General features: G+C 72.1%; 19 protein-coding genes and 1 riboswitch. Of the genes, 10 read left to right on the top strand and 9 right to left on the bottom strand.

What is annotated here, in order from left to right; all coding sequences use genetic code 11:
* The first annotated feature begins 56 nt into the window (after positions 1 to 56).
* Positions 57 to 1,118 carry a glycoside hydrolase family 5 protein gene (locus AB0I32_RS17570; RefSeq protein ID WP_357508249.1) on the top strand — a complete coding sequence of 354 codons (1,062 nt, stop codon included), beginning with the start codon at positions 57 to 59 and terminating at the stop codon, positions 1,116 to 1,118.
* A gap of 109 nt (positions 1,119 to 1,227) precedes the next feature.
* On the top strand, positions 1,228 to 2,289 hold the full coding sequence (locus AB0I32_RS17565; RefSeq protein WP_357508247.1) for an ArsR family transcriptional regulator: 1,062 nt from the start codon (positions 1,228 to 1,230) through the stop codon (positions 2,287 to 2,289).
* Positions 2,290 to 2,373: 84 nt separating this feature from the next.
* On the opposite strand, the gene AB0I32_RS17560 is transcribed toward AB0I32_RS17565, so the two are convergent.
* Positions 2,374 to 3,420: a hypothetical protein gene (locus AB0I32_RS17560; protein ID WP_357508245.1), complete on the bottom strand. Its 1,047-nt coding sequence runs from the start codon at positions 3,418 to 3,420 to the stop codon at positions 2,374 to 2,376.
* A gap of 170 nt (positions 3,421 to 3,590) precedes the next feature.
* On the opposite strand from AB0I32_RS17560, the gene AB0I32_RS17555 reads away from it, so the two are divergent.
* The gene (locus AB0I32_RS17555; RefSeq protein WP_357508243.1) at positions 3,591 to 4,328 is read left to right on the top strand and encodes a VOC family protein; all 738 of its coding nucleotides are present in this window, start codon (positions 3,591 to 3,593) and stop codon (positions 4,326 to 4,328) included.
* Between the two features lies 1 nt (position 4,329).
* Here the strand turns inward: AB0I32_RS17555 and AB0I32_RS17550 are convergent, their stop codons facing one another.
* On the bottom strand, positions 4,330 to 4,974 hold the full coding sequence (locus AB0I32_RS17550; protein WP_357508241.1) for a uridine kinase: 645 nt from the start codon (positions 4,972 to 4,974) through the stop codon (positions 4,330 to 4,332).
* A 206-nt stretch (positions 4,975 to 5,180) separates the two neighbouring features.
* Here AB0I32_RS17550 and AB0I32_RS17545 point away from each other — a divergent pair, with 206 nt between their 5' ends.
* Positions 5,181 to 5,801, top strand: coding sequence for a hypothetical protein (locus tag AB0I32_RS17545; protein WP_357508239.1), 621 nt, complete (start codon positions 5,181 to 5,183; stop codon positions 5,799 to 5,801).
* On the opposite strand, the gene AB0I32_RS17540 is transcribed toward AB0I32_RS17545, so the two are convergent.
* Both AB0I32_RS17540 and AB0I32_RS17535 read right to left on the bottom strand, forming a co-directional pair.
* Positions 5,798 to 6,280: a CoA-binding protein gene (locus tag AB0I32_RS17540; RefSeq protein ID WP_357508237.1), complete on the bottom strand. Its 483-nt coding sequence runs from the start codon at positions 6,278 to 6,280 to the stop codon at positions 5,798 to 5,800. The genes AB0I32_RS17545 and AB0I32_RS17540 overlap by 4 nt on opposite strands.
* Positions 6,277 to 7,614 carry an O-acetylhomoserine aminocarboxypropyltransferase/cysteine synthase family protein gene (locus AB0I32_RS17535; RefSeq protein WP_357508235.1) on the bottom strand — a complete coding sequence of 446 codons (1,338 nt, stop codon included), beginning with the start codon at positions 7,612 to 7,614 and terminating at the stop codon, positions 6,277 to 6,279. The genes AB0I32_RS17540 and AB0I32_RS17535 overlap by 4 nt, the downstream gene beginning before the upstream one ends.
* A 158-nt stretch (positions 7,615 to 7,772) precedes the next feature.
* Here AB0I32_RS17535 and AB0I32_RS17530 point away from each other — a divergent pair, with 158 nt between their 5' ends.
* Positions 7,773 to 11,162 (top strand): S41 family peptidase, encoded by a 3,390-nt coding sequence (locus AB0I32_RS17530; RefSeq protein WP_357508233.1) that lies wholly within the window; start codon positions 7,773 to 7,775, stop codon positions 11,160 to 11,162.
* Between the two features lie 65 nt (positions 11,163 to 11,227).
* On the opposite strand, the gene AB0I32_RS17525 is transcribed toward AB0I32_RS17530, so the two are convergent.
* Entirely contained in the window at positions 11,228 to 12,001 is a 774-nt protein-coding gene (locus AB0I32_RS17525; RefSeq protein ID WP_357508231.1) for a methyltransferase domain-containing protein, read from the bottom strand.
* A 185-nt stretch (positions 12,002 to 12,186) separates the two neighbouring features.
* Between AB0I32_RS17525 and AB0I32_RS17520 the strand changes: the two genes are divergently transcribed.
* The 5 genes from AB0I32_RS17520 (at position 12,187) to AB0I32_RS17500 (ending at position 16,423) form a co-directional block, all read left to right on the top strand.
* Positions 12,187 to 13,110 (top strand): cation diffusion facilitator family transporter, encoded by a 924-nt coding sequence (locus tag AB0I32_RS17520; protein ID WP_357508229.1) that lies wholly within the window; start codon positions 12,187 to 12,189, stop codon positions 13,108 to 13,110.
* Positions 13,107 to 14,024, top strand: coding sequence for an AraC family transcriptional regulator (locus AB0I32_RS17515; RefSeq protein ID WP_357508227.1), 918 nt, complete (start codon positions 13,107 to 13,109; stop codon positions 14,022 to 14,024). The genes AB0I32_RS17520 and AB0I32_RS17515 overlap by 4 nt, the downstream gene beginning before the upstream one ends.
* An 80-nt stretch (positions 14,025 to 14,104) precedes the next feature.
* Positions 14,105 to 14,902 (top strand): amino acid ABC transporter substrate-binding protein, encoded by a 798-nt coding sequence (locus AB0I32_RS17510; protein ID WP_357508225.1) that lies wholly within the window; start codon positions 14,105 to 14,107, stop codon positions 14,900 to 14,902.
* Between the two features lie 44 nt (positions 14,903 to 14,946).
* Complete coding sequence (locus AB0I32_RS17505) at positions 14,947 to 15,606, top strand: ABC transporter permease subunit (protein ID WP_357508224.1); 660 nt, start codon at positions 14,947 to 14,949, stop codon at positions 15,604 to 15,606.
* Complete coding sequence (locus AB0I32_RS17500) at positions 15,593 to 16,423, top strand: amino acid ABC transporter ATP-binding protein (protein ID WP_357508222.1); 831 nt, start codon at positions 15,593 to 15,595, stop codon at positions 16,421 to 16,423. Before AB0I32_RS17505 ends, AB0I32_RS17500 begins: the two co-directional genes overlap by 14 nt.
* A 42-nt stretch (positions 16,424 to 16,465) precedes the next feature.
* Here the strand turns inward: AB0I32_RS17500 and AB0I32_RS17495 are convergent, their stop codons facing one another.
* The 4 genes from AB0I32_RS17495 to AB0I32_RS17480 are packed head-to-tail and all read right to left on the bottom strand — an operon-like array spanning position 16,466 to position 19,294.
* Positions 16,466 to 17,191 carry an ABC transporter ATP-binding protein gene (locus tag AB0I32_RS17495; protein ID WP_357508220.1) on the bottom strand — a complete coding sequence of 242 codons (726 nt, stop codon included), beginning with the start codon at positions 17,189 to 17,191 and terminating at the stop codon, positions 16,466 to 16,468.
* Positions 17,188 to 18,234, bottom strand: coding sequence for an ABC transporter substrate-binding protein (locus AB0I32_RS17490; protein WP_357508218.1), 1,047 nt, complete (start codon positions 18,232 to 18,234; stop codon positions 17,188 to 17,190). The genes AB0I32_RS17495 and AB0I32_RS17490 overlap by 4 nt, the downstream gene beginning before the upstream one ends.
* Positions 18,231 to 19,004 (bottom strand): ABC transporter permease, encoded by a 774-nt coding sequence (locus AB0I32_RS17485; RefSeq protein ID WP_357508216.1) that lies wholly within the window; start codon positions 19,002 to 19,004, stop codon positions 18,231 to 18,233. Before AB0I32_RS17485 ends, AB0I32_RS17490 begins: the two co-directional genes overlap by 4 nt.
* Complete coding sequence (locus AB0I32_RS17480; RefSeq protein ID WP_357508214.1) at positions 19,001 to 19,294, bottom strand: thiamine-binding protein; 294 nt, start codon at positions 19,292 to 19,294, stop codon at positions 19,001 to 19,003. Before AB0I32_RS17480 ends, AB0I32_RS17485 begins: the two co-directional genes overlap by 4 nt.
* Positions 19,295 to 19,390: 96 nt before the next feature.
* Positions 19,391 to 19,515, bottom strand: a riboswitch (TPP riboswitch).
* Positions 19,516 to 19,660: the final 145 nt, after the last annotated feature.

The following is a 19,660-nucleotide window of genomic DNA, read 5'->3' as shown; positions in this document are numbered from 1 at the left end:
CGCGTGGGAGACCCTTCGAGGACCGTAATCGATGTACACCTCGAAGGGGAGGCACCATGAGACCCACGCGCGCGACCATCTCCGGTATTGCAACGGCCGCGATGTTCGGCCTGCTGCTCGTCCCGCTGCTCGCCCAGTCGGCAGGTGCGGCGACGCCCTCCGCCCCCGACGGTGGCGCCGACGACGGCGGGGTGGACGCCGTCGGCATCCACGTCTCCGGCGGGCAGCTCGTCGAGAGCGACGGCTCGCCCCTGCTGCTGCGCGGCGTCAGCCACGCCCACACCTGGTACGCCTCGGAGATCGGCTCGTTCGCCGACATCGCCGAGGCCGGCGCCAACTCGGTACGGGTGGTCCTCAGCGACGGGACCCGCTGGAACCGCAACGAACCGGCCGACGTCGGACAAGTCGTCAGCCTGTGCGAAGGGAACCGGCTGATCTGCGTCCTGGAGGACCACGACACGACCGGCTACGGCGAGGAGGCAGCCGCGAGCACCCTCGACACCGCCGCCAGCTACTGGATCTCGCTGCTGCCCACGCTGCGGGGCACCGAGGACCGCGTGCTCATCAACATCGGCAACGAGCCCTACGGCAACAACGCCGCGGTCAACGCGAGCTGGGCCGCCGACACCTCCGCCGCGATCCAGCGGCTGCGCGACGCCGGGTTCGAGCACACGATCGTCGTGGACGCGCCGTCCTGGGGCCAGGACTGGCAGGGCATCATGCGGGACTCCGCGGCGGACGTCCTCGCGGCCGACCCGGACGGCAACACCGTGTTCTCCGTGCACATGTACGGCGTGTATGACACCGCCGCCGAGGTCACGTCCTACCTCGACGCCTTCACGAGCCAGGGCCTGCCGATCATCGTGGGCGAGTTCGGGCACGACCACTCCGACGGCAACCCCGACGAGGACACGATCATGTCGTACACCCGGTCGCAGGGAATCGGCTGGTTCGCATGGTCCTGGAGCGGCAACGGCGGCGGGGTCGAGTACCTCGACATGGTGACCGGCTTCGACCCGGCGCAGCGGACGGCGTGGGGCAACCGGGTCATCACCGGACCGGACGGGCTCGCGGAGACGTCGGTGCGGGCGCGAGTGTTCGCCGACGTCTCGTCCTGAGGCCTCGGCAGGGCTGACCATCCCGGCAGAAGTCCCGGCAACGCTGGTGCTCTGCTCGGCGAGGTAGCCTCGCTCCTGGCGCTCGGCCACACCGCGCCAAGGAGAGATCATGACCCCGGACGAGCTGCGCTCCGCGCAGAAGCTGACGATGGCGAACCCCGAACGGTTGCGCCTGCTTGCCCGTATGCTCACGCATCCGGCGGGCCGCGCGACCGCCGAGGACCTGGTCCGGTACGCCGCGGCCGACGCGCCGCGAGACGCCGTCGACGTACCGGCCGTCGCGGACGTGGAACAGGACCTCGACGCGCTGGTGGCGGTGGGCCTGGTCGCCGTCGTGGGGCCGGTGCCGTCGTACCGGGTGTCGTCGCGCGGGATCGCGCGCTTCGGCGCGGCGGCCCTCGCGGCACCCCGGCACCCGGGCGAGATGGCGCTCGACGTGCACGACCACGAGGCTCTGCTCGACCGGGTGGTCGAGACCCTTGCCGCCGGGTTCGCCGCGAACGCGGGCGCTGGAACCGTGGATCGGCTCGTCCGGGAGTGCTACTCGTCGCTGAGCCGGCGGATCGGGTCGGTAGGGCATGTGCCCGCGCTGGCCGCGTGGCTCGCGACCGACCGTCTCGCCGCGATGACCGAGGTGACGCATGGCTCCCCGCGTGACGTGCTCTTCGTCTGCGTCCACAACACCGGCCGGTCCCAGATCGCGGCTGCGGTCACCCGGCGCCTCGCGGGCGACCGCATCCGTGTGCGCACGGCTGGGACGAGGCCGGTGGCCGAGCCCGACCCGATGACGGAGACGGTCCTGGCCCGCCGCGGCCTCGACGGGCTCATCGAGTTCCCGCGTGAGCTCACGGACGACATAGTGCGCGCCTCCGGCGTCATCGTCACGATGGGCTGCGGTGACTCCTGTCCCGTCTACCCGGGACGCCGCTACCTCGACTGGCCGCTCGACGACCCCGCAGGCCGTCCGATCGAGGAGGTCGAGCGGATAGTCGACGACATCACCGCCCGGGTCCGGGTACTGCTCGCGGAGATCGACGCCGCGGACGAGGCCGGGTCGCTCGACGCCTCACCGGCGTGGATACCGCGCGACCGGCTGCCGCGTGCGGCCCGGCGTCCGTGGTCTACCGTCGCGGCCGTGCTGGGCGCGAAGGGTCAGCGGAAGGCCCGGTAGCCGGTCGTCTCGACCTCGGGACCCCAGGTCTCGAGCGCCCAGCCGGCGGCAGCGCCCATGGCCGCCGCGAGCTGTGGGAAGTCGTCACGCAGGTTGAGCGCCCCCCCAGCGCCAACGGGACACCATGAGCTGCCGGTACGACGGCGCCAGACCCTCCGGCCCCACGTACGGGCGCCCCTCGACCGTGCTCAGCCACAGCCACCCGGTGACGAGCACCACGTAGAGCGCGCACGCCTGCCGGACGGCGAGGCTCCAGCCCGGCTCGGCGACGACGTCGGGCGCGTGCTCGGCCAGGCCCTCCGAGAACTCGGTGAGCAGCATGTCGGTAAGACCAGGGGGCGGGTCGAACACGCACCAGCAGGTGGCGAAGGGCAGCATCGCGTACGCCGCCGCGAACGCTGCGTGCTCCACGTCGGTGCCCTCCAGGTCGAGGAACCACCAGCCGTCCGGCCCGAGCACGGCGTTGTCGGGGCAGGTGTCCGTGGGCGAGACGATCGCGGATCCTCCCGGCGTGCGGAGGTGGAGGGCGGCGGCGAGCTCGGCCTCGATGGCGGCCCTCGTCGGTGCCGCGGTCCCGCTCCCGGCCGCGGCTGCGGCTGCTGCCTCGAGCAGGCGGTCGACCCCGTTGCGCAGGTCGGCGTCCGCGTCCCACCGCTCGGCATCGGCAAGGCGGTGCTCGGCCTCCGCGACCCGGCCGCGGGAGACGCCCGCGCTCCTCCCGAGCGCTCGCGCCCAGGTCCGCGCACCAGCCCAGGCCGCGTCGTGGTCGTCGCCGAGGAGCAGGTCCGCGAGGGTGGGCAGGGTGCCGAGGTCGGACATCACGATCAGGTGCTGCTCCCCGTCCCGCGCGAGCAGGCTCGGCGTGCGCGGGCACACGTCGAGGCCGACGCTCTCCCGTACGAACCCACCGGTGTCGGACAGGAAGTGCTTGACGACCACCGTGGCCGGGACCTCGGTGCCCGCCCCGGAGAACTCGTCGTGCGGGCGGGGGTCCAGCTCGACCCTGCAGCGCAGCACGCGCGAACGCTCGGAACCGCCGAGGTCGACCGGGTCCACGAGGTGGAGACCTGCTGCCGGCAGCTCCCGTGCTGCGGCGAGGGCCTGCTCGGCGAGGGAGATGGTGTCGTGCACCGGGCAAGTGTGCAGGTCGCACCGCGGGGGCCGCCAACCTATTCACAGGGCTGTGGACGACGCCTGTGGATAACTCCGGGGTACCGGTCCGGTGGGGAGTGTCAGTGGCTCGGTGCATGGTGGAGGAGCGAAACATTCTCCGTGAGACGACCTCTTGAAGGGCTGAGTCAATGACCGCACCAACTTCTGCCGTGCCCGCTCCTGGCGGAGTCGGCACCCTGGACTCCGTCGTCCTGGACGTCCCGAACCTCACTGCCGAGGCGGACTTCTGGAAGGCGCTGACGGCCGGCACCGTATCGAAGGCGGACGACGACTGGATCACCGTCGTGACCCCTGACCGCTGGGGCATCGCGTTCCAGCTGGCGCCCGACCACGTGGCGCCGCAGTGGCCGGGCCAGGAGCACCCGCAGCAGGCACATCTCGACCTCTACGCGGCGGACCTGGCGTCCGCGAGCGCCCGCGCGGTGGAGCTCGGGGCCACCGTGCTGCGGGAGGGCGAGCAGTGGATCACTCTCGCCGACCCGGCGGGGCACCCGTTCGACATCTGTCTCAAGGAGGAGGCGGAGGGCGTCACCGTCATGGGCGCGACCTTCGACTGCCCTGACGCGTCGCAGCTCGCCCGGTTCTGGTCGGGCGTGGTGGGCGAGCCGGTCACCTACGACGCGGACGGGGTCGCCATGCTGGGCGGTCCGAAGCCGCTGCTCTTCCAGTCGGTGGAGGGGTACAACGCGCCGCGTTGGCCCGATCCCGCGTACCCGCAGCAGCTCCACCTCGACATCGAGGTGCCCGACCTCGATGCCGGCGAGGCAGCGGTCCTCGCCCTGGGTGCGACACGTCTTCCCAGCCACGAGGAAGGGTTCCGGGTGTTCGCCGACCCGGCGGGCCACCCGTTCTGCCTGGTGCACTGACTCACTGGTGCACGAGGGCCGGGTGGTCCGGGTGGTCGACCCGGACCACCAGGTCCGGTGCGCCCTCGATCTCCTGGGCGTAGTGCTCGTAGGCGGGGATGGTCCAGGCCTCTGCGGGCTGCGTCCGACGACGGAGCGTCGCCGGCTTGAGCGCGAGATGTACCACGAGGTCGACGTCGAGCCCGCGTCCGACGGTGAGCGCCCCGTCGAGCACGACGACGGTGCCGGGCGCGGCGGACACGTAGCCGACCCGGGTGGCACGGTCGGTGTCGGGGTCGCGCAGGCTGGGCAGATACTCCTGCCGGTCGACGACACGCGTCAGCACCTCACGATTCAGCGCCCCGACGTCGATCCAGTCGTGGAGCAGGCTGTCGGAGTCCTCGCGCCCTCGTTCCAGCCGGAGGGACCGCGGGCGGAGAAAGTCCCTGACACCGACCCGCGCCACGGGACGACCAGCAGCCTCGAGCGGCACCACCAGCGCATCGGCCAGCAGCTCGGGGTGGGTGGACGGGTGCCCGTCGACGAGCAGACGGAGCGGCGTCCCGGCAGTGTCATGGACGCCCGGGTCCTCTACGCGCGCGAGGACGAGCTGGACGACCCGCTCGACGAGAAGCGCCTCGCTGACCGGTTCTACGCGTGTGCTCATCGAGGTCTGACTCTAGGCCGTGCCGACATCGCGCCGGCCCCTCCGACGGTGCCACAACCGAACGAACCCGACCACAGGTCCCTGATTCGCCCCCTCGTCCACAGATGACGAAGCACCGCTCCTCAGGTGGTTCCAGCCGGTCGAGGATCGTGCCCGGACGGGTGCGGAGCACCATCACGATCACAGGCCGACCTGCAGGGGGACACATGCAAGGAGCGCAGGAAGCACCGGTCATCGACCTGGAGGCACGCCGACAGGACCGGGACCGCCGTCATGCACTTGGGGTCGCCACCGCTCACGACGACGCACCTGGCTGGTTGCTGCGGTCCCCCGCGTACCGGGTGGTGGAGAACCTTGCGCCCTGGGCGGGACTCGCCGACGGCAGCAGCTTCGCCACCCTGCTCGGCGACCCGATCGACGCACACCTGATCCGCACCACGTTCCCGCTCCATGCCCTGGCACGCAGCTTCTGCGGCGGGCCCACGCTCGAACAGGTCACACACGCCATCACCACGGAGCCGCGGCGGATCAAGGCGCGGGTGTGGGTCGGCGGCTACGGGACACCCGACGAGGGCGTCAGCGTCGCCGCGGTCTACGTCCGGTTCGAGGGCGACCGTACCGACGCCGACGCGCGAGTCGCGCAGCATCCCGCACTCTGGGCCTGGCTGGTCGGCCGGCTGGGGCGGGACGGTGCCCGGTCCCGCTGGCCCGGGCCCGACGAGATCGCCGCGGACAGCGCGGACGTGCCGGAGTCCGGAAGCTGGTGGCGTCTGCGATGGGGTCCGTCGCGCACGCCGCCCGCCCGGGACGGCGGGGTACGGCCCTAGTGGTCCGCGCGCCGGGAGCTGATCACACCGGTGTCGAACCCTGCCAGGTGCAACCCACCGTGGAACCGCGCGTGCTCGATCTTGAGACACCGGTTCATCACCACGTCGAGCCCGGCGGCCTCGGCCCCGCGCGCTACGTCCTCGTGCCACAGGCCGAGCTGCAGCCAGAGCGTCTTGGCACCGACGGCCACCGTCTCGTCCAGCACGCCCGGCAGGTCGTCGTGCCGCCGGAAGACGTCGACGAGGTCGGGCACCACGGGCAGGTCGGCCAGGCTCGGGTACACGGGGTGGCCGTGGATCTCGGTCGCTCGCGGGTTCACGAAGTACACGTCGTACGAGGAGGAGGAGAGCAGGTATGACGCCACGAAGTAGCTCGCGCGCGCAGGATTTTCCGACGCCCCGACGATCGCGACCGAGGTGGTCGTACGCAGGATCCGCATGCGGTCCTGGAGGCTCGGCCCCTGCCAGGTCTCGCTCATCGGTTCGCTCCCGTCGCCTTGGTCAGGGCCTGGTCGAGGTCCCAGAGGATGTCCTCGACGTCCTCCAGCCCCACGGAGATACGGATGAGGTCCTCGGGCACGCCTGCCGCCTCGAGCTGCTCGTTGCTCAGCTGCTGGTGCGTCGTCGACGCCGGATGGATGACCAGCGTGCGGGAGTCACCGACGTTCGCCAGGTGCGACGCGAGCTGCAGCGACTCGATGAACCGCCGTCCCGCATCCCTGCCGTCGGGTGCACCACCGCCGTCGGGCACGTCGTTTGCCGCCGGGACCCGCAGGCCGAACGCGAAGACCGAACCCGGCCCGAGCGGCAGGTACTTCTGCGCCCGCTCGTGATGCGGGTGCGACGGCAGGCCGGCCCAGAGCACGTACGAGACCCGCGGGTCGGTGTCGAGCCACTCGGCGACGGCCCGGGCGTTCGCCAGGTGCGCGTCCAGGCGGTACGACAGCGTCTCGACCCCCTGCAGCAGCTGGAACGCGGACTGTGCCGAGAGCGCTGGACCGATGTCACGCAGCTGCTCGGACCGCAGCTTGGTGAGGAACCCGTACTCGCCGAAGTTCGCCCACCAGCTCACGTCCCCGTAGGACGGGACGGGCTCGGTCATCTGGGGGAACTTCCCGTTGCCCCAGTTGAACCGGCCGGACTCCACGACCACACCGCCGAGCGTGGTGCCGTGCCCGCCGAGGAACTTCGTCGCCGAGTGGATCACTATGTCGGCGCCGTGCTCGATCGGGCGCACGAGGTAGGGCGTCGCGAGCGTCGCGTCCACGACCAGCGGGATGCCGGCGGCGTGGGCCACCTCTGCGAGCCCCTCGAGGTCGGCGACCTCGCCCGACGGGTTCGCGACGACCTCGGTGTACAGGACCTTCGTCTCGGGCGTGATCGCGGCCGCGTAGTCGGCGGGGTCGGTGCCAGGCACGAAGGTGGTCTCGACCCCGAACCGGCGCAGCGTCACGTCGAGCTGCGTCACGGTCCCGCCGTACAGCTGCGCGGACGCGACCACGTGGTCGCCCGCCCCGACGAGCGCGGCGAAGGTGATGAACTCGGCGGACATGCCCGACGCGGTGGCAACGGCACCGATGCCGCCCTCCAGCGAGGCGATGCGCTCCTCGAGCGCCGCCACCGTCGGGTTGCCGATGCGCGAGTAGATGTTGCCGTACTTCTGCAGTGCGAAGAGGTTCGCGGCGTCCTCGGTGTCCCGGAACACGAACGACGTGGTCTGGTAGATGGGCACCGCTCGTGCCCCGGTCGCCGCGTCGGGGATGCCCCCCGCGTGCAGGGCCCGCGTGCGGAACCCGAAGGTGTGCTCGGTCATCGTTCTCACCGTAGTGGCCCCGGCGCGGCCCCCGGAGCAGCACCCGCCGCCTCACCTGCTGCCCTGAGCGATTTCCGATGACGGGTGTCGGACCGCGCGAGTACGTTGAACCGGTGACCCAGCCCTATCTCCGCTTCCCTCATGTCCATGGTGACCAGGTGGCCTTCGTAGCCGACGACGACGTCTGGCTGGCCCCGGTCTCCGGCGGCCGCGCCTGGCGGCTGACCAGCGATCACGCCCCCGCGGCCACCCCGCGCTTCTCCCCCGACGGCACACGTCTCGCCTACGTGTCGCACAAGGACGGCCACCCCGAGGCCTACGTGGTCGAGCTGGCCGACGGCGCCACGCGACGCCTCACCTGGCTCGGCGGAACCACCACCATGGTGCTCGGCTGGGACGACGCCGGGCGGGTGCTCGTCGCCTCCAACGCCGGAGCGCACGAACGCTCGCTGACCGTGGTGCGTGCGGTGGGCCTCGACGGCACCGTCGAGACCCCGCGCTACGGACCCTCGTGGGGCGTGGCCGAGCACCAGGGTCCGGACGGCGCGCGCACGACCGCCCTCGTCTCCGCCGGCTACCGGACCCCCGCCTACTGGAAGCGATACCGGGGCGGCACTGCCTCGGTGCTCTGGATCGACCGCGGTTCGGGCGACTGGGAGCGCCCGCTGCCGGACGACGAGGCAGGCAGCTACGACCCGCTCTGGATCGGCGACGCGCTGGTGTTCACGTCGGACCGGGCGGCCACGTTCCCGGACCACGCCGACGAGCAGGCGAACCTGTGGGTGCTCGACGGTCTCGCGACCGGCACGGAGACCCCCGAACCGCGCCGGCTCACGACACAGTCGGAGGCGGAGGGCTACGTCCGCGACGCCACCTCGGACGGCTCGCGCATCGTGTGGCACAGCCGCGGCGATCTCTGGTTGCTCGACGGCCTGGACGGCACGCCGCGCCGGCTCGACATCACGCTCACGGGCGCGCTGCCGCAGCCGTACTGGGCCGACCCGGAATCGAGCCACGCCAACGTCGACGGTCTGGCCGTGGACAGGACCGGCGACGCGAGCGTCGTCGGCTGGCTCGGCACCGCGTACTGGGTGACCCATCGTGCGGGTCCGGCCCGGGCACTCGTGGCCGACCCGTCGGTCCGTGTGCGGGAACCAGTACTGCTCGGCGACACCGGGCGTGCGGTAGTCGTGACGGATGCGCCCCGCAGCACCCCGCACGGCGAGAGCAGGGAGGACGCGCTCGAGGTCCACGCCTTGCCTGATGGCTCCACCGACAGCCCGGACGCCGGGCCCCAGCGTTTCGCGGCCGGTGAGCTCGGTCGGGTGCTGCACCTCGCCGCGAGCCCCGCGGGAGACAAGGTGGCAGCCATCTCGCACGACGGTCGCATCAGCCTGGTCGCCATGCCTGCCGTGGACGGTCCGGACGGCGCCGACCAGGTCGAACCTGGCACGATCACCCCGCTCGGCCGGTCGGGCAACGGAGAGGCCGCGTCGCCGACGTTCTCCCCGGACGGGCGGTACCTCGTCTGGTCGAGCCCCACGGGGAGCGAGGGTGACCACCACCAGCTCCTCGTCGCGGACCTGCACGCCGAGAACCCCACGGGGACGGCACTGACGTCCGGCCGGTTCCACGACTTCTCCCCCGCGTTCAGCGACGACGGCAAGTACGTGGTGTTCCTCTCGGACCGCACGTTCGACCCGTCCTACGACTCCCACGAGTTCGCCCTCTCCTTCAGCGCCGCCACCCGGCCGTGGCTGATCCCGCTGGCAGCCACCGAGCCCGCGCCGTTCGGTCCCAGCGCCGACGGATGGCGCCTGGCCAAGCCCGACGACAAGTCGGACGACAAGGACGACGACAAGGACACCGGTAAGGACGGCGACCAGACGGGTGACGCCGGCGAGAAGCACAAGGCCGAGAACGCCTCGCCCAACCTCGACTTCGACGGTGCGGAGGAACGCGTCGTGCCGTTCCCGGTCGTGTCGGGCCGGTATCGCGACCTGCTCGCCGCCAAGGGCGGGGTGCTCTGGATCCACGAGACCGACGACGCCGGCGTGCTCGGCTCGCGCCACGCGGGCTCGGAGGCCGACCCGGTACCCAACGTGCTGCAGTTCTGGTCGTTCGAGGCGCGCAAGGCGACCGACGTCGCGGAGAAGGTCGGCGCCTACGCGGTGTCGGGCGACGGCGAGCGGGTGGTGATCCGCACCGGGTACGGGCTCAGCACGCAGTCCGCGACGAGCAAGCCGGGCGACGACGACCCCGGTGCGTTCGACATCGACCTGTCGCGCGTCCGCTACGAGGTGGAGCCCCGCGCGCAGTGGCACCAGATGTTCGACGAGAACGCCCGCATCATGCGCGACCACTACTGGCGGGCGGACATGAACGGCGTCGACTGGGACGGCGTGGTGGCGCGCTGGCGCCACCTGGTCGACCGCGTCGCCACGCACGACGACCTCGAGGACGTGCTCTGGGAGACCGTCGCCGAGCTCAACACCTCGCACGCGTACGTGCGCAAGCCGCACGAGCCGGGCGACACGTCCCGCAAGCTCGGCCTGCTCGGCGCGGACCTCTCCCGGACCGCCGACGGCTGGCGGATCGACCGCGTCCTGCCGAGCGAGTCGTCGGACCCGGGGGCGCGGTCGCCGCTGCGCGCCGCCGGTGTCGACGCCCAGCCCGGCGACCTGATCATCGCGGTGGACGGGCGGCCCGTCGACCCGACGGCAGGCCCGTCGGCGAACCTGGTCGGCGCGGCCGAGATCCCGGTCGAGCTGACGTTGCGGCGACCCGCCGTCGGGCGGGACGACGCTGCTCCGGACGGTGACCAGGCGAGGCCCGCCGACCGTCGCGTCGTCGTCGTGCCCCTCGCGAGCGAGGCCGACCTGCGCTACCAGGACTGGGTACGGTCACGCCGCGAATACGTCGCCGAGAAGTCCGGCGGGCGCCTCGGCTACGTGCACGTCCCGGACATGATGAGCACGGGCTGGGCGCAGCTGCACCGCGACCTCCGGCTCGCCACCGACTGCGAGGGCATGGTCGTGGACGTGCGGTTCAACGGTGGAGGCCACACGTCGCAGCTCGTGATCGCACGCCTCGCCGCACGCGTCGCCGGCTGGGGCCTGAACCGGCACTACGACCGTCCCAGCTCCTACCCGGACCGCGCACCCCGCGGACCGGTCGTGCTGGTCACCAACGAGTACGCCGGATCCGACGGTGACATCGTGAACGCGGCCGCGCAGGCGCTCGACGTCGGACCGGTGGTCGGCGTCCGGACCTGGGGCGGCGTGGTCGGCATCGACGGTCGCTTCGACCTGGTGGACGGCACGGGGATCACCCAGCCGCGGTACGCCTTCTGGCTCGAGGACAAGGGTTTCGACGTCGAGAACCACGGTGTCGACCCCGATATCGAGGTGCGGCACACGCCGGCGGACTACTTCTCCGACGTCGACCCGCAGCTCGAGGCCGGTATGGCCGAGGCGTTCCGCCGGCTCGCGGAGCGCCCCGCCGCGGCTCCGCCCGCGATGCCGGAGCCGCAGGTCCGCCGCCGGTAGCCCCGACGCCGGTCCTCCGTTGGCCGGCCGGCGGTGGCGGTCGGCCAACGGTGATGTCCCGCCGGTCAGGGCCGCGTCGCCTGGACGAACGTGATCGGCCCGAAGCGGTGCTCCACGTGCTCCACCTCGCGGACGTCGGTGAACCCGGCGTCCGCGAGGAGGCGCACCAGGTCGGCCTGACCGTGCCCGCGCGGCATGCCGTGCCCACCACGGTGGCCAGGCCCACGACCGTGCCCGGACCCGTGACCGTGACCGCTGCGGCCCGCGCCGCCCGCATGGTCCGCCCCGTCCGCCCCGTCCGCACCCCCGAAGTCCACGATCGTCACCTTCCCTCCTGGGCGCAGCACCCGAACGGCCTCGCGGGCGAACAGGCCTCGGCCCTCCTCCGGCACATGGTGCAGCGCGAGCGCCGACACGATGTGGTCCAGCGACCCGTCCCCGTTCGGGAGCCGGTCGGCGAAGCCCTGCACGAGCGTGATCGGCAGCCGGCGCCGGGTCGCCTTGCGGGCGGCGACGCGTAGCGCACCCGCGTCGGGGTCGAGGCCGGTGACTCGCGCGGCCGGCTGCGCCCGCAGCACGGTGAGCGCAAGGTTCGCCGTACCGCAGCCGACGTCGAGCACGGACTGGCCGGGCGCGACGTCCGCGAGCGCCACCGCACGCTCGTGCAGGGCGCGTGCTCCGACGCGGCGCGAGAACAGGTCGTAGAACGGGAGCAGCCAGGGCTTGCCCATGCCGGGCAGGAACTCGCGCTCACGTTCCTCGGGGGTGCGATGGTCGAGGATCCGCACGGTCGTGCTCATCCGGGAGGCCTTCCGTCCGGTGATGACGCGGGTGGGCATGCCGGTTCCTGCCGCGCAGGTCCCGCCACCCCAGCATCGGACGTTCTGCGGAACTGATGCAGCACATAAGTCGGTGGCGATAGCACGATCCTCGGTCTCGGCCGCCGGATGGGCCCACCGCCGAAGGCAGGCACTCCCACCGGGACGGCGGTAGCGTCGAACGGGGCACGACGAAGGGGGAACGCATGGCGCGGGACAGGGGCGGCTCGGCGCTGACCGTGGTGATCGCCTTCGCCGCCAACTTCGCGGTGGCGACGGCCAAGACGATCGCGGCGGTCCTGACCGGATCGGCGTCGATGGTGGCGGAGGCCGCCCACTCATGGGCCGACACCGGCAACGAGGTGTTCCTCCTGGTCGCCGAGCGGAAGTCGGGCCGCGCGCCCGACACGGACCGCCCGCTCGGCTACGGCCGGGAGGCCTACGTCTGGTCGATGCTCGCCGCGCTCGGCCTCTTCGTCGCGGGCGGTGTGGTGTCCGTCTATCACGGCATCCAGGAGTTCGACTCCACGGGCGAGACCGGCTCCTACACGGTCGGGTACATAGTGCTCGCCGCCGCCTTCTGCCTCGAAGGGGTCTCGTTCCTGCAGGCCTACCGTCGCACCCGGACGGAGGCTCGGGCGCTCGGCCGGGACCTGCTCGACCACGCACTGGCCACCTCGGACCCGACGCTGCGCGCGGTGCTCGCCGAGGACGCCGCGGCTCTTGTCGGCCTCGTCATCGCGGCCGGCGGTATGGCGATGCACCAGGTGACCGGCGACGGCAGGTACGACGCGATCGGTTCGATCCTCGTCGGGCTGCTGCTGTGCGTGGTGGCTGTGGTGCTGTTCGACCGCAACCGGCGGTTCCTGACCGGCGAGGTGGCGGACGAGCGGATCCACCAGGCGGTCCGTGACCGGATCGAGGCCCTGCCCGGTGTCCACCGGGTGGGCCGCCTACGGCTCGAGTTCGTCGGACCGCGGCAGATCCTGCTGGTCGCCAGCATCGACCTGCCCGGCGACGAGTCCGAGTCGCACGTGGCGGTCCGGCTGCGTGACCTCGAGGAGCGGCTCGAGCGCATCCCGCAGATCGTCGACGCGGTCCTGACGCCCGCTGTGCCGGACGACCGGTGAAGCGCGCCGAGGCCCGCCTGCGCACCGTCCGCCCGGACGGCACCCCGGTGTACCGGCACCCGACGCGTGCGGGCGCGCTGCCCGTGCAGGTGACGCAGATCGACTTCGACGCCGATCACCCGCACCACCCGCGGGACCACAGGCACGCGCACGACTTCCTGGTGCTGGTCTACGTGGAGCGGGGCGGGGGCACCATCGCGTTGGGCGACCGGCACACGCCGCTGCACGACGGCGACGTGCATGCCATCCCGCCGGGGCAGGCGATCGACTCCACGACGCTGGCCGACCTGCACCACTGCCGCGCCTGGAGCGTCGCGTTCACGCCCGACGCCGTCCCCTCGCTCGCGGCGGTCTCGCCCCTCGCCTGGGCACACCACCCGGTCCTCGCGCTGTTCGCGCTCGCGACGCCGCCCGCCGGGGCCGGCGCGAACGTCCCGGACGCGGAACGCTCCCGCTGGTCCGGGTGGCTGACGGAGCTCGAGGAGGAGCTGTCGGAGCCGGGCCGACTGGGGGCACGCGAGGCGGCGTCCGCCATGCTGACCCGGATCTTGATCGCGGCGGCGCGCCTGGCGCCGTCAGCCCCGTTGCCGCCAGACCCACTCGTGACACGCGTCTTCGACGAGATCGAGGCGACGTTCCGGGAGCCGGTGTCGGCGTCCGACGTCGCGCGGGCGCTGGGCTACACGCCCGGGCACCTGACCACCGTCGTCCGCGAACGGACGGGTCGCACGCTGCTCGACTGGATCACCGAGCGCCGCATGACCGAGGTGCGCCGGATGCTCCGCGACACCGACCTGCCGCTCGGGGTCGTGGCCGCCCGGACCGGCCTGCGGGACGCGACCTATCTGGTCCGGCGGTTCAAGGACCGGTACGGGACCACCCCCGACCGGTGGCGTCGGAGCGAGCGTGTGTGAGTTCCCACCGACTATCAGTTAGTTTTGGGGCGCGCATCGGCAATGTCGATGTGTGTCAACCGTCGAACGGAGCCTCCACCATGTCTCGCACCCGCATCCTCCTCACGGCCGCCGCAGCCTCTGCTGCCCTCCTGGCCCTGACCGGCTGCGGAAGCTCCGGCGAGCCCGGCGGCGCCGGCGAGGAGCTAGGACTCGTGTCCGGCGACACGCTGACCGTCGCCACCGAGGGCACGTACCGGCCGTTCAGCTACCACGACGAGTCGGACAAGCTGGTCGGGTACGACGTCGAGGTCGCCGAGGCCGTCGCCGAGAAGCTCGGCGTGGAGATCGAGTTCCAGGAGACCCAGTGGGACGCGATCTTCGCGGGCCTCGACGCGGGCCGCTTCGACACGATCGCGAACCAGGTGACCATCACCCCGGAGCGCGAGGCCGACTACGTCTTCTCGACGCCGTACACGGTGTCGACGGGCGTGCTCGTCGTGACCGCTGACAACGACGACATCAAGAGCTTCGCCGACCTCGACGGCAAGACCACCGCCCAGTCGCTCACGAGCAACTGGAACGACCTCGCCAAGGAGAACGGCGCCAACGTCGAGGCCGTCGAGGGCTGGGCGCAGGCCGTGGCGCTGCTGGAGGAGGGCCGCGTGGACGCCACGATCAACGACAGCCTGACCTACCTCGACTACGCGAACACCGAGGACGCCTCGGGCATCAAGGTCGCAGCGGAGACCGAGGAGGAGTCGCAGTCGGCGTTCGTCGTGACGCCCGAGCGCGAGGCTCTCGCCACGGCGATCGACGGCGCCCTGGACGAGCTGCGCGCCGACGGCACCCTCGCGGAGCTGGGCGAGAAGTACTTCGGCGAGGACGTCTCCGAGTAACGCTCCGCGCCACACGTCTCCGCTGATCGCGGGGAGAGGGATACATGGACTGGCAGCTCGCCGTCGACTCGTTCTGGCCGCTCCTGCGGGGCGCCCTCATCGGCACCATCCCGCTCGCTCTCGTGTCGTTCGCCTTCGGGCTGGTGCTCGCGCTCGTCGTAGCGCTGCTGCGGCTGTCGCCGAACGCGGTGCTGTCGTGGATCGGCCGCGCGTACGTGTCGGCCATCCGCGGCACTCCGCTCCTTGTGCAGCTCTTCATCATCTTCTACGGCCTGCCGCAGCTCGGCATCCGGCTCGAACCGTGGCCCAGCGCGATCATCGCGTTCTCCATGAACGTCGGTGGCTACGCGGCCGAGGTGATCCGCGCGGCGATCCTGTCCGTGCCCAAGGGGCAGTGGGAGGCGGGCTGGACTGTCGGCATGTCGCCCACCAGGACGCTGGGCCGGATCATCCTGCCGCAGGCCGCGCGTGTCTCGGTGCCTCCGCTGTCGAACACGTTCATCTCGCTCGTCAAGGACACGTCGCTGGCCGTGGTGATCCTGGTGACGGAGATGTTCCGCAAGGCGCAGGAGATCGCCGCGTCCTCCAACGAGTTCCTGCTGATCTACGCCGAGGCGGCCCTGATCTACTGGATGTTCTGCACAGTGCTCGCCGCCGGCCAGAACGCTATCGAGAAGAGGCTGGACCGGTATGTCGCGCACTGAGGACGCCCCGATCACGAACCTCCTGACCGCCCGCGGCATCCAGAAGTCGTTCGGCAGCAACCACGTGCTGCGCGGGGTGGACCTGCAGGTCCAGCGCGGCGAGGTGGTCGCACTGATCGGTGCGTCCGGCAGCGGCAAGACGACGGTCCTGCGCTCGCTCAACGGGCTCGAGACGCCCGACGCCGGGCTCCTGGAACTCGACGGCGGGCCCACCGTCGACTTCGGCGCCCAGGCCGCCGCGTCGGGCGGCGGCTGGGGCACCCGGCGCACCGGCGCCCGGCTGGCGAAGGCGAACCGTGCCGCCCTGCGCGACCGGTCCGCCATGGTGTTCCAGCATCACAACCTGTTCCCGCACCGCACGGTCCTTGAGAACGTGATCGAAGGCCCGACGCAGGTCAAGCGGATCCCCCGCGCGACGGCGGTCGGCCGCGCCGAGGAGCTCCTGGCCCGCGTCGGGCTCGCCGACAAGCGCGACGCCTACCCGCACGAGCTGTCCGGCGGCCAGCAGCAGCGCGTCGGCATAGTGCGCGCGCTGGCGCTCGAGCCGGACCTCCTGCTGTTCGACGAGCCGACGTCGGCCCTCGACCCCGAGCTGGTGGGCGAGGTGCTGACCGTGATGAAGGAGCTCGCGGACGAGGGCTGGACCATGGTCGTGGTGACGCACGAGCTGCAGTTCGCGCGCCAGGTCGCGGACGAGGTGCTGTTCCTCGACGGCGGCGTGGTGGTCGAGCGCGGTGCACCCGCGCAGATCTTCTCCCAGCCGGCCGAGGAGCGCACCCGGCGCTTCCTCGACCGGATCCTGCACCCCCTCGACTAGCCCACACCCCCGCAGGTCGAGCCTGTCGAGACCCGGTGTCCCTCAGTACTCCAGCGCCGCCAGCACCTCGGCCCGGGTCGGGCCCGCCGCGTCCAGCACCACCCGGCCCGGCCGTGCGCTGAGCACCACGACGCGGTCGGCCAGGGCGAGCGCCTCGTCGACGTCGTGCGTCACGAGCACCACCGCCCGCTGCCCGACGCCGGGAGCGGCGTCCCCGACCAGGCCGCCGGCCAGCCCCACCCCCGCGAGCCACTCGTTCATCCGCCGCCGCGTGATCGGGTCGAGCGCGCCGAACGGTTCGTCGAGCAGCAGCACCGGCCGCCCGGCCAGGCACGTCCGCAGCAGCGCGAGCCGCTGCCGCATGCCGCCGGACAGCTCGTGCGGCCAGGCCCGCTCGAAGCCGCTCAGGCCGAACGTCTCGAACAGCTCGGCGGCGCGCGCCTCGGCGTCGGGCCGAGGAACCCTGGCGATCCGGGCGCCGAGCAGCGCGTTGGACCACGCGCGGCGCCACGGCAGCAGCCCGTCCCGCTGGGGCATCCAGGCGGTGGCGGCTCCGCCGTCGGGCAGGCTGGGGATACGCAGCGTGCCCGAGACCTCCGCGCCCGGCGGCAGCATGCCGCCGAGCGCGCGCAGGAGCGTCGACTTGCCGCACCCCGACGGCCCGACGACGGCGACGAACTCGCCGTCGGCCACCGCGAGCTCCACCCCCTCCAGGGCGGCCACGTCACCGAACCGGACGCTCAGCCCGTGTGCGGCGAGCACGCTCACGGCTGGTCGCCCGCCCCGCCCGGGAGGAACTCGTCGGTCCAGGCCGCCTCGGTGTCGAAGCCGGGCTCGGTGAGCCCCTCCTCCTCGAGGAACGAGACGAACCCGTCCCACACCTCGGCCCGCTGCGTCCCCCAGTCGCCCGACGCGTACTGCGGGCCCAGCCACAGCGCGCTCGCCTCGACCAGCTCCGGGTCGAGCTCGGGCGCCGCCGCCAGCAGTGCCTGCGCTGCCCGCTCGGGGTCTGCGGCCGCCTCGTCGTACCCGCGCGACAGCGCCGCGAGGAACCCGCGTGCGACGTCCGGCTCGTCGTCGAGCAGGGAACGGGACGTCGCGACCAGAGGCGTGTACCAGTCGGGGATGCAGTCGAAGTGGTCGCGGAACGCGATGGTCTCGACGTCGAGGCCGTCGACCTCACCCAGCCGGACGGTGTCCCACGCGTCGAAGACCCATGCCGTGTCGAACTGGTCCTCGGTGAGGCCGATCCGGAAGTCGTCGCTGACCAGGGGTGTGAACTCGACCTTCGCGGGATCGCCGCCGTCGCACTCCACGAGCTTGCTGATCAGCGCCCTCTCCAGCTCCGACTCGTACGAGCCGTACCGCTTGCCCTCGAGGTCGCGGGGCTGGGTGATGCCGTCCTCCGACAGGCTGATCAAGGACGACGTGTTGTGCTCGATGACCGTCGCCACCGAGACGACGTCGGCCCCCGCCTCCCGCGCCGGGACCAGGCCCTCCGCGACGGAGTAGGCGAAGTCAGCCTGGCCGGCCGCGACGAGCTGCAGGCCGGACGTCTCGCCGGGCTCGATGATCTCGACGTCGAGCCCCTCGTCCTCGAACCAGCCCTCGGCCTGGGCGAGGTAGAGGCCCGAGTGGTTGGTGTTGGGCGTCCAGTCGAGCACGACGGTGACCTTGCGGAGGTCGCCGCCGTCGTCACCGACCACGAACTGCGGGTCGTTGGGGAGGCCGGCACCGCAGCCGGCGAGCGCCAGGGGCACCACCGCCGCGAGGGCCGTCGAACGGACGAGGAAGGTCGGGGAGTGCTTCATGATTTTCCTCTCTGCCACGGCGTCGCGACGCGCGTGAGCACGGCGACGAGGGCGAAGAACAGGCCGGACAGCAGGGCGATCAGAACAACGCCCACGAAGATCTGGTCCACGGCGTAGGCCTTGCGGGACCGCTGCACGAACACGCCGAGCCCGGACTGCCCGGCGAGGTACTCGGCGACGACCGCCGCGCCCACCGCGTAGGTCGCGGCGACCCGGAGGCCCGCGAGCGCCCCTGGGATCGACGCCGGCAGCCGGACCAGCAGGAACTGGTCCAGGCGGGTGCCGCCCAGGCCCGCCACCATGTCGGCGTGCTCGGCGTCGACGGCGCGCATCGCGCCGACCGCCGAGACAAGCACAGGGAAGAAGACGGTGAGCGCCACCAGGACGACCTTGGGCAGCAGGCCGAAGCCCGTCCACAGGATCATCAGCGGCGCGAGCACCACCACCGGCACCGTCTGCGTCAGCACGACCAGCGGGTACACGGCGTCTCCGGTCACCCGCGAGGCGGTGACCAGGATGCTCAGGACGAGGCCTGCGACGGTGCCGAGCACGAGCCCGGCGACCGCCTCGGTGAGCGTCGTCAGCACGTGCGGGCCGAGCAGGGGCGCCACCTCGACGGCGGTGCGCGCCACCTGCGACGGCGCGGGCAGCACGAACTCGGGTACGCCGGTCAGGCGCACCCCCGCCTCCCAGACCGCCAGCAGGACGACAACGGTGAGGAGCGGGGCGATCACCCTCCGCGCCCCCCACCGCCGGACGCCCGTGCTCACGCCCGGAACTTGGTGATGAGTTCCGAGATGGTGGGGCCACCGTTGTCGGCGGTCTCGCTGACCTTGATGTTGGACTGGACGCCGTCGGCGCCCGCCTCGATCGTCGCCTCGTGGACGGCGCGCAGCAGCGCCCACACCTCGTCGGGGTTGCCCTGCACGAACGTGCCCATGGCGCCCACCTCGTAGGTGAGTCCGGACGCCTGGATGACGGCGATGGCGGCGTCGACGTACGCGTACTTCGCGTCGGGCGTGCCGCTGGGGCGGGGAGAGACCTGGATCTCGGCGAGCATGTGTGCGACCTCCGTGCACGGGCACGCCAGAGGTCGCCGGTTCCTGACAGGGGGCGCCGCCGTCGTCCCCCTCCGGGGACAGCATCGACCGAACGCCCGCGCCGTCAGGCACGTCCTTCCGCTGGCATTACCCAGTTCAAGTGATCGGGTCGACGGCGTCGGGCGCGATGCCCAGGCCATACCTCTCAGCCCGGCTACCCCGAGCTCCCCGCGTTGGCGGACACACCGTACAGCTCCGACTCGCGGGGAGGAAAGCCGCGGTCACGACAACCCGCCGGTCGAGCTTGTCGAGACCTTGGTCTCGACCCGCTGCCGTGCCGCTGGCCCTGATCGCGCTGCTCTGCGTCTCCCTCATCAAGGAGGTCC

It is taken from the genome of Promicromonospora sp. NPDC050249 (genome assembly GCF_040656015.1).
Lineage (GTDB): Bacteria > Actinomycetota > Actinomycetes > Actinomycetales > Cellulomonadaceae > Promicromonospora.
The sequence above is the reverse complement of the archived record's forward strand: the minus strand, read 5'-3'. Positions and strand labels throughout refer to the sequence as shown.

Excerpts from the sequence above, each read along its gene's own strand:
- AB0I32_RS17570 (WP_357508249.1), top strand. The coding sequence starts at position 57 with ATGAGACCCACGCGCGCGACCATCTCCGGTATTGCAACGGCCGCGATG.
- AB0I32_RS17565 (WP_357508247.1), top strand. The coding sequence starts at position 1,228 with ATGACCCCGGACGAGCTGCGCTCCGCGCAGAAGCTGACGATGGCGAAC.
- AB0I32_RS17555 (WP_357508243.1), top strand. The coding sequence starts at position 3,591 with ATGACCGCACCAACTTCTGCCGTGCCCGCTCCTGGCGGAGTCGGCACC.
- AB0I32_RS17550 (WP_357508241.1), bottom strand. The coding sequence starts at position 4,974 with ATGAGCACACGCGTAGAACCGGTCAGCGAGGCGCTTCTCGTCGAGCGG.
- AB0I32_RS17545 (WP_357508239.1), top strand. The coding sequence starts at position 5,181 with ATGCAAGGAGCGCAGGAAGCACCGGTCATCGACCTGGAGGCACGCCGA.
- AB0I32_RS17540 (WP_357508237.1), bottom strand. The coding sequence starts at position 6,280 with ATGAGCGAGACCTGGCAGGGGCCGAGCCTCCAGGACCGCATGCGGATC.
- AB0I32_RS17535 (WP_357508235.1), bottom strand. The coding sequence starts at position 7,614 with ATGACCGAGCACACCTTCGGGTTCCGCACGCGGGCCCTGCACGCGGGG.
- AB0I32_RS17525 (WP_357508231.1), bottom strand. The coding sequence starts at position 12,001 with ATGCCCACCCGCGTCATCACCGGACGGAAGGCCTCCCGGATGAGCACG.
- AB0I32_RS17520 (WP_357508229.1), top strand. The coding sequence starts at position 12,187 with ATGGCGCGGGACAGGGGCGGCTCGGCGCTGACCGTGGTGATCGCCTTC.
- AB0I32_RS17510 (WP_357508225.1), top strand. The coding sequence starts at position 14,105 with ATGTCTCGCACCCGCATCCTCCTCACGGCCGCCGCAGCCTCTGCTGCC.
- AB0I32_RS17505 (WP_357508224.1), top strand. The coding sequence starts at position 14,947 with ATGGACTGGCAGCTCGCCGTCGACTCGTTCTGGCCGCTCCTGCGGGGC.
- AB0I32_RS17500 (WP_357508222.1), top strand. The coding sequence starts at position 15,593 with ATGTCGCGCACTGAGGACGCCCCGATCACGAACCTCCTGACCGCCCGC.
- AB0I32_RS17490 (WP_357508218.1), bottom strand. The coding sequence starts at position 18,234 with ATGAAGCACTCCCCGACCTTCCTCGTCCGTTCGACGGCCCTCGCGGCG.
- AB0I32_RS17480 (WP_357508214.1), bottom strand. The coding sequence starts at position 19,294 with ATGCTCGCCGAGATCCAGGTCTCTCCCCGCCCCAGCGGCACGCCCGAC.